This is a genomic window from Streptomyces sp. 63XJN7_1_ISO-PGPR-S23-121, assembly GCF_056173025.1.
The window spans coordinates 6,069,983-6,082,659 of sequence record NZ_CM149653.1; the positions used below are offsets into that span (position 1 = coordinate 6,069,983).

11 protein-coding genes are annotated in these 12,677 nt (G+C 70.9%); all 11 read right to left on the reverse strand.

Annotation, left to right across the window (positions count from 1 at the left end):
• Positions 1-2: 2 nt before the first annotated feature.
• Positions 3-644, reverse strand: a complete 642-nt coding sequence (gene sepF, locus AC0VYN_RS27125) for a cell division protein SepF (RefSeq protein ID WP_451627923.1) — start codon at positions 642-644, stop codon at positions 3-5.
• 129 nt (positions 645-773) lie between these two features.
• Positions 774-1,493 (reverse strand): YggS family pyridoxal phosphate-dependent enzyme, encoded by a 720-nt coding sequence (locus AC0VYN_RS27130; protein WP_475533072.1) that lies wholly within the window; start codon positions 1,491-1,493, stop codon positions 774-776.
• Positions 1,494-1,499: 6 nt separating this feature from the next.
• Complete coding sequence (gene pgeF, locus AC0VYN_RS27135) at positions 1,500-2,228, reverse strand: peptidoglycan editing factor PgeF (RefSeq protein WP_475533073.1); 729 nt, start codon at positions 2,226-2,228, stop codon at positions 1,500-1,502.
• The gene (gene ftsZ / locus AC0VYN_RS27140; RefSeq protein WP_189228253.1) at positions 2,225-3,427 is read right to left on the reverse strand and encodes a cell division protein FtsZ; all 1,203 of its coding nucleotides are present in this window, start codon (positions 3,425-3,427) and stop codon (positions 2,225-2,227) included. Before ftsZ ends, pgeF begins: the two co-directional genes overlap by 4 nt.
• 287 nt (positions 3,428-3,714) lie before the next feature.
• Entirely contained in the window at positions 3,715-4,509 is a 795-nt protein-coding gene (locus tag AC0VYN_RS27145; protein ID WP_475533074.1) for a cell division protein FtsQ/DivIB, read from the reverse strand.
• 25 nt (positions 4,510-4,534) lie between these two features.
• Positions 4,535-5,629, reverse strand: a complete 1,095-nt coding sequence (gene murG / locus AC0VYN_RS27150) for an undecaprenyldiphospho-muramoylpentapeptide beta-N-acetylglucosaminyltransferase (RefSeq protein ID WP_385469417.1) — start codon at positions 5,627-5,629, stop codon at positions 4,535-4,537.
• 6 nt (positions 5,630-5,635) lie between these two features.
• On the reverse strand, positions 5,636-7,009 hold the full coding sequence (gene ftsW / locus AC0VYN_RS27155; protein ID WP_385469415.1) for a putative lipid II flippase FtsW: 1,374 nt from the start codon (positions 7,007-7,009) through the stop codon (positions 5,636-5,638).
• Positions 7,010-7,084: 75 nt separating this feature from the next.
• Positions 7,085-8,500, reverse strand: a complete 1,416-nt coding sequence (gene murD / locus AC0VYN_RS27160) for a UDP-N-acetylmuramoyl-L-alanine--D-glutamate ligase (protein ID WP_475533075.1) — start codon at positions 8,498-8,500, stop codon at positions 7,085-7,087.
• Positions 8,501-8,508: 8 nt separating this feature from the next.
• Positions 8,509-9,600: a phospho-N-acetylmuramoyl-pentapeptide-transferase gene (gene mraY / locus AC0VYN_RS27165; protein ID WP_385469432.1), complete on the reverse strand. Its 1,092-nt coding sequence runs from the start codon at positions 9,598-9,600 to the stop codon at positions 8,509-8,511.
• A complete protein-coding gene (locus AC0VYN_RS27170) occupies positions 9,600-11,015 on the reverse strand; it encodes a UDP-N-acetylmuramoyl-tripeptide--D-alanyl-D-alanine ligase (RefSeq protein ID WP_475533076.1) in 1,416 nt (471 codons plus the stop codon). The genes mraY and AC0VYN_RS27170 overlap by 1 nt, the downstream gene beginning before the upstream one ends.
• 28 nt (positions 11,016-11,043) lie before the next feature.
• Positions 11,044-12,564, reverse strand: a complete 1,521-nt coding sequence (locus AC0VYN_RS27175) for a UDP-N-acetylmuramoyl-L-alanyl-D-glutamate--2,6-diaminopimelate ligase (RefSeq protein WP_475533077.1) — start codon at positions 12,562-12,564, stop codon at positions 11,044-11,046.
• Positions 12,565-12,677 lie beyond the last annotated feature (113 nt).

Below are 12,677 nucleotides of genomic sequence, written 5' to 3' on the forward strand. Positions count from 1 at the left end.
TCTCAGCTCTGGTTGAAGAACCCGCCCTCTGCGATGCGGGCCTTGTCCTCCGCCGTGACATCGACGTTAGCAGGAGACAGCAGGAACACCTTCTGCGTCACCCGCTCGATACTGCCGTGAAGACCAAACACCAAACCGGCCGCAAAGTCGACAAGTCGCTTCGCATCTGTGTCATCCATCTCAGTCAGATTCATGATCACCGGTGTGCCCTCACGGAAGTGTTCCCCGATGGTACGGGCCTCGTTGTAGGTCCGGGGGTGAAGTGTGGTGATCCGGTAGGGCTCTCGTTCGGACACGACCTTGGGCATGATGACCGGTGCGCTCTTTTCCAGGCTTGCGCGTTCTTGTGTGATGGATGCCACGGGCGCGATGCGCGCCGGGCGGCCCGATTCCGCCGCGAGCGAAGCGGAACGGGGCACCGGCTCGCGCTGCACGGGCGGTTGGACGATTCGTACCTCTTCGTCCCTTTGGGGCTGGTGTGAACCGTGCGGCTGGTGCGCCGGTTCGTGCCGCCGGTGGTCCCGCTCGGGCTCCGGGTCCAGCTCGGGTTCGAAGTCGTCGTCGGGGTCGAACCCCCTGCCGTCGTACCCATCGTCCTCCACGAGGCCGAGGTAGACCGCCATCTTGCGCATCGCGCCGGCCATGCTCTGAGTCCTCCGCTCTGTGGTGGATCGGCTGACGACTGCCAAATGCCCGCGATCCACTAGGTCGTTGCCTCCGCCTTTCGGCGGTAATGACCATATTTTCTGCTGTGGTCCGACTTCCTGGCGACGTTACCCGAGCCCGGGGCGGACTCCGAGTACCGCGGTGCCGACGCGTACATGTGTCGCCCCGGCGGCCACGGCCTCCTCGAGGTCCGCACTCATCCCTGCGGAAACCATGTTCGCAGCAGGATGGGCTCGGCGCAGGTGGGTCGACAAATCCATGAGGTGGTCGAACGCCGCCCGTTGACGACCGGCGTACTCACCGGTCAGCGGCGCCACGGTCATCAGTCCGTCGAGCCGCAGTCCGTCCGACCCGGCGACCAGATCGGCCAACTCTTCGATTCCCGCGGGCGCGACGCCACCGCGCTCACCCCGCGCGCCCTCCCCCGCGTCGAGCGCGACCTGGAGGAGCACCCCCACCTCGCGGCCGGCGCGCACCGCCTCCCGCGACAGAGCCGTGACGAGCCTGGCACGGTCGACGGACTGCACGACATCCGCGTAACCGATCACGGAGCGCACCTTGTTGGTCTGCAACTGACCGACGAAATGCCACGAAAGCGGCAGATCCGAGCAAGCAGCGGCCTTGGGTGCGGCGTCCTGGTCGCGGTTCTCGGCGACGTGACGCACGCCGAGTCCGGAGAGAATGCGCACATCGTCGGCCGGGTAGGTCTTGGTGACCACGATCAGGGTCACCTCCTCGCGGCGGCGGCCGGCGGCCTCGCACGCGGCGGCGATGCGCTCTTCCACTTTCGCCAGGTTCCCGGCGAGTTCGTCCTTACGGTCCGTCATGCCCCATCAGTCCAGCCAGACATAGCCCGCGAGCCGCCCGGTGGTGCGGTCGCGTCGGTACGAGAAGTGGTCCTTCGACTCCCGGGTGCACACCGGCGACTGCGCCGGGTCGCGCACCCCGAGCCGTTCGAGCTGCGCGTGCACTCCGGCGCCTACGTCGAGAGCCGGGGTGCCCCAGCTCGTCACGGCGTGCGCCGCCGGTTCGACGGCGGCGACCTCGGCGCGCATCGCCTCGGGCACCTCGTAGCACCGGCCGCACACGGCGGGCCCGGTGCGGGCGACGATCCGGGCGGGGTCGGCGCCGAGTCCGGTCATGGCCCGCACGGCGGCGGGGACGACTCCGGCGACCAGGCCGGGCCGGCCCGCGTGGGCCGCGGCGGCGACGCCGGCGACGGGGTCGGCGAGCAGGACCGGGACGCAGTCGGCGGTGAGGACGGCGAGGGCGAGACCGCGTTCGGCGGTGACGACCGCGTCGACCCGTGGGACCGGGCGGCCCCCCCAGGGTGCGTCGACCACGGCCACGCCGGCCCCGTGCACCTGGTTCATCCAGACCACCCGGGCCGGGTCGACGCCCAGCGACTTCGCGGCCAGTTCACGGTTGGCCGTCACGGCGGCCGGGTCGTCGCCGACCGCGCCGCCGAGGTTGAGCTCCTCGTACGGAACGGCGCTCACTCCGCCCCACCGGTCGGTGAAGCCGAAGTGCGCGCCGTTCACGGTGTCGCGCTGTCCTATCACTTCAGGAAGTCCGGCACGTCCAGTTCCTCGGCCGCGCTGTCCGAGTAGGTCCGCGACGGCGGGACCGGCGGCGGGGCGACCGGCGGCAGGTCGCTGACCGGCTCCGGCGCGGGGACCGGCTCCGGCTCCTCCTTCGGCTTGACGCTGCCGAGCGAGCCGAAGGACGGGCGGCTCTCGGGCTGCCGCGCCGGGGCGGGCTCCTCGCGCTTGGCCGAGGCCGAGCCGAGGACGTTGTCCCGCTTGGACGGCGGCTGCCCCCCGTCGAAGCCGGCCGCGATCACGGTGACCCGCACCTCGTCGCCGAGCGCGTCGTCGATGACCGCGCCGAAGATGATGTTGGCCTCGGGGTGGGCGGCCTCGCTGACCAGCTGGGCGGCCTCGTTGATCTCGAACAGGCCGAGGTCGGAGCCACCGGAGATGGAGAGCAGCACGCCCCGGGCGCCGTCGATGGAAGCCTCCAGGAGCGGCGAGGAGATGGCCATCTCGGCCGCGGCCACCGCGCGGTCGTCGCCGCGGGCCGAGCCGATGCCCATGAGGGCCGAACCGGCCTCGGACATGACCGACTTGACGTCGGCGAAGTCCAGGTTGATCAGGCCGGGGGTGGTGATGAGGTCGGTGATGCCCTGCACACCGGACAGCAGCACCTGGTCGGCGGACTTGAACGCGTCCAGCACGCTGACCTGGCGGTCCGAGATGGACAGCAGCCGGTCGTTGGGAATGACGATGAGGGTGTCGACCTCTTCGCGGAGTTCGGCGATGCCGTCCTCGGCCTGGTTGGCCCGGCGCCGTCCCTCGAAGGTGAACGGGCGGGTGACCACGCCGATGGTGAGGGCGCCGAGCGAGCGGGCGATGTTGGCCACGACGGGCGCGCCGCCGGTGCCGGTGCCGCCGCCCTCGCCGGCCGTCACGAAGACCATGTCGGCCCCCTTGAGGACCTCCTCGATCTCCTCGCGGTGGTCCTCGGCGGCCTTGCGGCCGACGGCCGGGTTGGCTCCGGCGCCGAGTCCGCGGGTGAGTTCGCGGCCGACGTCCAGTTTGACGTCGGCGTCGCTCATCAACAGAGCTTGCGCGTCGGTGTTGATGGCGATGAACTCGACGCCCTTGAGACCGACCTCGATCATCCGGTTGATGGCATTGACACCACCGCCGCCGACACCGATGACTTTGATGACTGCGAGGTAGTTCTGCGGTGCTGCCACGTCGAAGGCCTCTCGCCTCGAGTTACGTGTCGCCGGATCACCGGAGCACTGATGCCCCGCGACCCGCCGACTGATGCCGAATGGGACGGTCCGTAGCGCCGACCCGAACCCTAACGCTGAAGTTTAGGGTTACCAGTGTGTCCGTTTCTTGAAGTCTTCTGAACAGGACACTAAGTCGACAAGTGGCGCGCGTTCAACGAACACGCCGAACCTCCCGTTTTTCTTTTCACCCTATGTGATCAGCCGTAGCGCTGCCCAACCAGGGTGCTGGCCTGCACGTATACCCGTCAACTCCCCGATGACGCCGGAGCGGTGGGAACGCTCACGTCGAAGTGCCGTGCGCCGGGCGTCGCTTTCGTCAGCGCGGTGAGCGCCCGGGCCTTCTCCTCGCCCTGTTCGCCGCTCCCCCAGGCCACGGTCCGGCCGTCGGCCAGCTCCAGCGAGATGTCGTCGTAGGAACGGACCTTGACCAGGCGGGTCTTCCGGGCGATCGCGTCCGGGACGGCCCCGGCGACCCGCACCGCCTCGCGCACCAGACGGTCCTCGCCGAAGCGGCGCAGGCTCGCCGCGGCCGGACCCGAACGGGCCGGCTCCAATTTCAGCGTGGGCACGCCTTTCGGGGCGCGGGAGACCGTGGCGTACCGGACACCTTCGTCGTCCACTTCGATGAAGTTCCGGCCTTTTTGCGTCACCAGGACCGGGGTCCGTTCCGTCACTTTCAGCGCGATCGAACGCGGCCAGGAACGCACCACGTCGACCTCGTCGACGCGGGGCAGTGCCCGCCTGAGCCGCGCCTCGATCACCTCGGTGTCGACGGAGACCAACGGGTCCCCGACGGGCACGTCGGCGGCCTCGCGGACCTGGGCCGACGTCAGGACGCGGGTGCCGGCGACCGACACCCGTTCCACGCGGAGCCAGTTCGACCCGTACAGCACCCAGAGCGTCACGCCTCCGAGGAGCACGACGGCGGACGCCAGGGTGATCATCATACGAAGACGGGGTCGCCCGAACCGCCCGGGGCCGGGCGGGCCGGACGACCTCTGCTGGCGTTCACCGCGTTCGGCGGTGGTCGGTCCGGCCACGCTCCCTGCCTTCCGTCATGCGTCCTCAGCGGTGTGCGCGGCCGGCGATCGCCTCGTACACCATGCCGACGAGGAGGTCGTCGGCGTCCCGGCGGCCGAACTCGGCGGCGGCGCGGGACATCTCGTACAGCCGGTGCGGGTCGGCGAGCACGGGCAGGACGTTCTGCTGCACCCACTCGGGCGTCAGCTCCGCGTCGTCGACCAGCAGTCCACCGCCGGCCTTGACCACCGGCTGGGCGTTCAGCCGCTGTTCGCCGTTGCCGATGGGCAGCGGGACGTAGGCGGCCGGCAGTCCGACGGCGGAGAGTTCGGCGACGGTCATCGCGCCCGCGCGGCAGAGCATCATGTCGGCCGCGGCGTACGCGAGGTCCATCCGGTCCAGGTAACTTACCGGGATGTACGGGGGCATCCCCGGCATCTGGTGGACCTGCGGCAGTTCGTTCTTCGGGCCGACCGCGTGCAGGATCTGGATGCCGGCCTGCTGGAGCCACGGCGCGACCTGCTGGACCACCTCGTTGAGGCGCCGGGCGCCCTGCGAACCGCCGGTCACCAGCAGCGTCGGCAGATTGGGGTCGAGCCCGAACATCGCGCGGGCCTCGGGGCGCGCCGCGGCGCGGTCGAGGGTCGCGATGGCGCGGCGCAGCGGGATCCCGATGTACCGGGAGTTGCGCAGCTTGCTGTCGGGGGTGGAGACGGCGACCTGCGCGGCGTAGCGCGAGCCGATCTTGTTGGCCAGGCCGGGGCGGGCGTTGGCCTCGTGGACCACGATCGGCACGCCGAGCCGCTTGGCCGCGAGATAGCCGGGCAGCGCGACGTAGCCGCCGAAGCCGACCACGGCGTCCGCCTTGGTGCGCTCCAGGATCTGCTCGGTCGCCTTGATGGTGCCGCGCAGCCGGCCCGGGACGGTGATCAGCTCGGGCGTGGGCTTGCGCGGCAGCGGGACGGCCGGGATCAGCGCCAGCTCGTAACCGCGCTCGGGCACCAGCCGGGTCTCCAGACCGCGTTCCGTGCCCAGGGCCGTGATGCCCACGGTCGGATCCTGCCTGCGCAGGGCGTCCGCGAGGGCGAGCGCGGGCTCGATGTGGCCCGCGGTTCCTCCGCCGGCGAGTACGACATGCACCGAATTTCACCGCTCTCCGGACGAACGCGCCGCCGAGGCGCGCCGTCGCATCGTGTTCCAACTCCGGGGGTTCCGCTTGGGCCCCGAGCCCCCGGTTCCCCCCGTTCCCCGCTTTCTACCAAAGCGAGGTTGCCGCAGCGCGAGCGCCGCCCGCGCACCGGGCTCGTCGCGCGCGAAGGCGATGAGCAGACCGATGGCGAACATGGTCGGCAGCAGGGCGGATCCTCCGTAGGAGAACAGCGGGAGGGGGACACCGGCGATCGGCAGCAGCCCGAGGACCGCACCGATGTTGATCACGGCCTGGGCCGTGATCCAGGTGGTCACGCCTCCCGCGGCATACCTGACGAAGGGGTCCTCCGTGCGTCCGGCCACGCGGATACCCGCATAGCCTAGAGCCGCGAACAGGGCGAGTACCGACAGCGTCCCCGCCAGGCCCAGTTCCTCACCGGTGACGGCGAAGATGAAGTCGGTGTGCGCCTCGGGGAGTTCGCCCCATTTCTCCACGCTGGCGCCGATCCCGGATCCGAACAGACCGCCCGAGGCCAGGGCGTAGATGCCGTGCACGGCCTGCCAGCAGGAGTCGCCCGGGCCGGGGTCGGTGGCGCCGATGCAGTTCAGCCGGGCCATGCGGTTGGGGCTGGTCTTGATGAGGATCACACCGAGCAGCGCGGCGATCGAGAGCACCCCGGCGAACAGCCGCGTGGGCGCGCCGGCCAGCCACAGCAGACCGAAGAGGATCGCCGTGAGGATGATCGCGGTCCCCATGTCGCCGCCGATCATGATCAGCCCGAGCAGCATGAAGGCGGCCGGCACCAGGGGCACGAGCATGTGCTTCCACTGGGTCAGCAGCTTCTTGTCCTGCTTGCGCGCGAGCAGGTCGGCGCCCCACAGCACCAGCGCTAGCTTGCCGAACTCGCTGGGCTGGATCTGGAAGGAGCCGCCCAGGGAGATCCAGTTCTGGTTGCCGTTGACCGACATCCCTATCCCCGGCACCTGCACGAGGATCATCATGAAGACGGCACCGGCCAGGATGGGGTAGGCCAGCGCCCGGTGCAGCTTCACCGGCATCCGCATCGCGGCCACCAGCAGCCCGGTGCCGATCAGGGCGGCCAGGAACTGCTTGCGGAAGAAGAACGAGCCGGGCAGGGAGAGCTGGAGCGCCGTGATCTGGGAGGCCGAGTAGACCATCACCAGGCCGAGCACGGTGATCAGCAGGCTGCCCCCGAAGATCAGGTAGTAGGCGGTCAGCGGCCGGTCCCAGGCGCGGCGGAGACGGAGGTAGAGGCCGAGGACCGGGTTCTCGTGCGGCGGCCCCGCCGCGGGCGGCCGCTTGGCGGCGCCCCGCTGCACGGGCGGACGTCCGGTGCGGCTACCGGGCATCGCGGCCTCCGCTGTACATCGGCCTGGACCGTCCCACGCGTCCTCCCGAGATCACCCGGCGCAGGAGCGGCCGGATCAGGCGCCGAGTTCGCGAACGGCTTCCGCGAACGCGTCACCGCGCTTGTTGTAGTTGGTGAACATGTCCATGGAGGCACAGGCCGGAGCCAGCAGCACCGTGTCGCCGGGCCGGGCGAGCCGCCGCGCCTCCTGGACGGCCTGGAGCATCGCCCCAGTGTCGGTCCGGTCGAGGTCGACCACGGGTACCTCCGGGGCGTGTCGCGCCAGGGCTTCGCGGATCAGCGCACGGTCGGCGCCGATCAGGACGGCACCGCGCAGCCGCTTCGCCGCCCCCGTGACGAGTCCGTCGAAGGTGGCGCCCTTCGCCAGTCCGCCCGCGATCCACACGATGGACTCGTAGGCCGCCAACGAGGCCTCGGCGGCATGGGTGTTGGTGGCCTTGGAGTCGTTCACGTACGCCACCCCGTCGACGTCGGCGACGTGCGCGATGCGGTGGGCGTCGGGCGTGAAGGCCCGCAGTCCGTCACGGACGGCGGCGGCGGAGACGCCGAAGGCGCGGGCGAGGGCCGCGGCGGCGAGGGCGTTGGCGATGTTGTGCGGGGCCGGCGGGGTGACGTCGGAGACCTCGGCGAGCTCCTGGGCGTTCTTCTGCCGGTTCTCCACGAAGGCGCGGTCGACCAGGATGCCCTCCACGACGCCGAGTTGGGAGGGGCCGGGGGTGCCCAGGGTGAAGCCGATGGCCCGGCAGCCCTCCTCGACATCGGCCTCGCGGACCAGGTCCTCGGTCGACGGCTTGGCGGTGGCGTCGGCGTTGTAGACGCAGGCGACCTGATTGCCCTCGTAGACACGGCCCTTGTCGGCGGCGTACGCCTCCATCGAGCCGTGCCAGTCGAGGTGGTCGGGGGCGAGGTTGAGCACCGCGGCCGAGTGGGCGCGCAGGGAGGGCGCCCAGTGGAGCTGGTAGCTGGACAGTTCCACGGCGAGGACGTCGTACTCCTCCTCGCCGGTGACCGCGTCCAGCAGCGAGACGCCGATGTTGCCGACGGCGGCCGTGCGCAGGCCGGCCGCCTTCAGGATGGAGGCCAGCATCTGGACGGTGGTCGTCTTGCCGTTGGTGCCGGTGACGGCCAGCCAGGGCGCGGCGCCGGGGCCGCGCAGGCGCCAGGCCAGTTCGACGTCGCCCCAGACCGGGACGCCCGCCCGCTCCGCCGCCGCGAACAGCGGCTTGTCCGGCTTCCAGCCGGGCGCGGTGACGATCAGCTCGGTGCCCTCGGGGAGCGTGTTGCCGTCGCCGAGGCGCACGGTGACCCCGAGCGCCTCGAGCTCGGCCGCCTGCGACCGCGCGCGCTCGTCGTCGCCGTCGTTGACGACGGTGACGTGCGCGCCGAGGCCGTGCAGGACCTTGGCCGCCGGGACGCCGGAGACGCCCAGTCCGGCGACGGTGACGTGCTTGCCCGTGAATTCCGAAGGCACCGAGGAGGTCACTTGTCCGCTGCCCATCCCGCGTAGAAGAGGCCGAGTCCGACGATCACGCAGATGCCCTGGATGATCCAGAAGCGGACCACGACAAGGACCTCGGACCAGCCTTTGAGTTCGAAGTGGTGCTGGAGTGGCGCCATCCGGAAGACGCGCTTGCCGGTGAGGCGGAAGGAGCCGACCTGGATGACCACCGACATGGTGATCAGGACGAACAGGCCGCCGAGGATGGCCATCAGCAGCTCGGTGCGCGAGCAGATCGCGAGACCCGCGAGCACGCCGCCGAGCGCGAGCGAACCGGTGTCGCCCATGAAGATCTTGGCCGGCGAGGTGTTCCACCACAGGAAGCCGAGGCAGGAACCCATCAGCGCGGAGGCGACCACCGCCAGGTCGAGCGGGTCCCGCACCTCGTAGCAGGCGCCCGGGTTGGTCAGGGTCAGCGCGTTGGCGCAGGACTCCTGGAACTGCCATACGCCGATGAAGGTGTAGGCGCCGAAGACCAGGACGGAGGCGCCGGTGGCCAGGCCGTCGAGACCGTCGGTGAGGTTCACGCCGTTCGACATGGCGAGGATCATGAACAGCGCCCAGAGCACGAACAGCACCGGGCCGATGGTCCAGCCGAAGTCGGTGATGAACGACAGCTTGGTGGAGGCCGGGGTGTTGCCGCGGGTGTCCGCGAACTGGAGCGCGAGGACCGCGAAGGCGATGCCGACGATGAGCTGGCCGGCCATCTTCGCCTTGGCCCGCAGGCCCAGCGAACGCCGCTTGACGATCTTGATGTAGTCGTCGAGGAAGCCGACCAGGCCCATGCCGACCATCAGGCCCAGCACCAGCAGACCCGAGAAGGTCGGCCCCGCGTCGGCCTCCTCGTCCAGGTAGCCGGTGATCACCTTGGCGAGGAAGTAGGCGACGACCGTCGCCAGGATGAAGGCGATACCACCCATGGTCGGCGTACCGCGCTTGCTGGCGTGCTCGCGCGGGCCGTCGTCGCGGATGTACTGGCCGTAGCCCTTGCGGGCCAGGAGCTTGATCAGCAGCGGGGTGCCGACCAAGGTCAGGAACAGGCCAATGACTCCCGCGAACAGGATCTGCTTCATCATCGGGCGGCGACCTCACCCTCGGCGCCGGTCTCGAGCAGCGCCGTGGCGACGCTCTCCAGTCCCACCGAACGGGACGCCTTCACGAGTACGACGTCCCCCGGGCGCAACTCGCTGCGCAACAGGTCGATCGCCGCCTGTGCGTCGGACACGTGCACCGACTCCTCACCCCACGAACCCTCGTTATATGCGCCCAGTTGCAGCCAGTGGGCTTCCCTGCCCCCGACCGCGACGAGCTTGCTGACGTTGAGCCGGACGGCGAGCCGTCCGACCGCGTCGTGCTCGGCGAGCGCCTCGTCCCCGAGCTCGGCCATCTTGCCGAGCACCGCCCACGTCCGGCGTCCCCTGCCCATGGCCACAAGCGCACGCAGCGCTGCCTTCATGGACTCGGGGTTCGCGTTGTAGGCGTCGTTGACGACCGTCACGCCGTCCGGGCGCTCGGTGACCTCCATCCGCCAGCGGGAGAGGGAGCCCGCCTCGGAGAGCGCGGTGGCGATCTCGTCTGCGGACATGCCCAACTCGTGGGCGACGGCGGCCGCGGCGAGCGCGTTCGACACGTGGTGCTCACCGTACAGGCGCATGGTCACATCACTTGCACCGGAGGGTGTGTGAAGCCTGAAGGAAGGCTGTCCGCTGTCCGTGAGTCGCACGTTCTCGGCGCGAACGTCCGCTTCGTCGGACTCTCCGAAAAGGATCACCTTCGCCTTCGTACGGGAGGACATGGCACGCACGTAGGCGTCGTCCGCGTTGAGGACCGCGACGCCCCCCTCCTCGGCCGGCGGGAGCGACTCGACGAGTTCGCCCTTGGCCTGGGCGATCTGCTCCCGGCCGCCGAACTCGCCGATGTGGGCGCTGCCGACGTTGAGGACGAGGCCGATCCGCGGCGGGGTGAGTTCGGTGAGGTACCGGATGTGTCCGATGCCGCGGGCGCCCATCTCCAGGACGAGGAACCTCGTCTCGTCGGTGGCGGTGAGGGCGGTCAGCGGCAGCCCGATCTCGTTGTTGAGCGAGCCGGGCGTGAACACCGTCGGCGCCTTGCGGCGGAGGACCTGCGCGATGAGGTCCTTGGTGCTGGTCTTGCCGGCGGATCCGGTGAGGGCGACGAGGGTGGTGCCGAGCCGCCGTACGACGTGGCGGGCGAGGGCGCCGAGGGCCGCCTGGACGTCGTCCACGACGATCGCGGGCACCCCGACGGGCCGGGAGCCGAGCACGGCCACCGATCCCGCCTCCACGACCGCCCGGGCGAAGTCGTGGCCGTCCACGCGCTCGCCGACGAAGGCGACGAAGAGGCTGCCGGGCCCCGCCTCCCGGGAGTCCCGGACCACCGGTCCGGTGACCTCGACGGACGCGTCCGGTATGTCGTGCATCTGCCCGCCGACGACTTCTGCGATCTCGGCGAGGGAGAGGGCGATCACAAGTTCATCCCCTGGGTCTTCTGGATTTTCATCCCTGGGTCTTCCGGATGGCTTCGCGGAGCACCTGGCGGTCGTCGAAGGGGCGGACCACTCCGGCGATGTCCTGGCCCTGCTCGTGCCCCTTGCCGGCCACCAGCACGGTGTCGCCGGGCTGGGCCCGGGCGACCGCGGCGGCGATAGCGGCGGCCCGGTCCTCGAAGACCTGGACCTCGCCGCGCTCGTGCGCGGGCACGGACGCCGCGCCCTGGAGCATGGTGGCGAGGATGGCCAGCGGGTCCTCGGAGCGGGGGTTGTCGGAGGTCAGTACGGCCGTGTCGGCGAACCGGGCCACGGCGGCGCCCATCGGCTCCCGCTTGGTGGTGTCCCGGTCGCCGCCGCAGCCGAGCACGGCGTGCAGACTGCCCTCGGTCACCTTGCGCAGGGCCCGCAGCACGGACTCGACCGCGTCGGTCTTGTGGGCGTAGTCGACCACCGCGAGATACGGCTGGCCCTCGTCCACGCGCTCCAGCCGGCCCGGCACGCCCGGCACGGCGGCGACGCCGTCGGCCGCGGTCTGCGGGTCGAGGCCGGCCGCGGCCAGGGCGGCGATCGCGGCGAGGGTGTTGGCCACGTTGAAGGGGCCGGCCAGCGGCGACCTGGCGCGGATCCGCTCGCCCTTGGGGCCGACCACGGTGAACGTCGAGTCCAGCGGCCCGACCGTGACGTCCTCGGCACGCCAGTCGGCGTCGGGGTGGCCCTCGGCGCTGTAGGTGACGACGGGGACCGTGGCCTCCTTGGCGAGCCGGCGGCCGTACTCGTCGTCGGTGTTGACGACGCCGAGCCTGCTGCGCTCCGGCGTGAACAGCTGCGCCTTGGCCTGGAAGTAGTCCTCCATGCCGGAGTGGAACTCCATGTGCTCCGGGCTGAGGTTGGTGAACACCGCCACGTCGAAGACGCAGGCGTCGACCCGGCCGAGCACGAGGGCGTGGCTGGAGACCTCCATGGCGACCGCCTCGGTGCCCCGCTCGCGCATCACCGCGAACAGGGCCTGGAGGTCGGTGGCCTCGGGCGTGGTGCGCTCGGACTTGATGCGCTCGTCGCCGATGCGCATCTCGACCGTGCCGATGAGGCCGGTGGTCCGCGCGGTGCGCAGGCCGCCCTCGACGAGGTAGGCGGTGGTGGTCTTGCCGGAGGTGCCGGTGATGCCGATCTGGAGGAGGTCGCGGCCGGGGTGGCCGTAGATCGTGGCCGCCAGTTCGCCCATCTGCGCGCGCGGGTCGTCGACGACGAGCGCCGGCAGCCCGGTGGCGGCGACGCGCTCCGCGCCGGCCGGGTCGGTCAGCACGGCGGCGGCGCCGAGACCGGCGGCCTGGGTGACGAAGTCGGCGCCGTGGGCGCGGGCTCCGGGGAGGGCGGCGTACAGGTCACCGGGGCGGACGGCGCGGGAGTCGTGGGTGATGCCCGTGACCCCGGCGGTGCTGTCCGGCGCGGTGACACCCAGCTGATCGGCGAGTTCCGCGAGGGATGTGGCGGAGACCTGCACCGGCCGGGGCGGTCCCGGATATGTCACGGGGTGGCCCTTCTGGGTGGATTGGGACTGATCGGCGTGTGGCACGGCGGTGAGCGTACCGGGCGTACCCGCTTCCGGGCGAAGCGAGGGGCCGGGGCTGCTCTGGTTCCCGG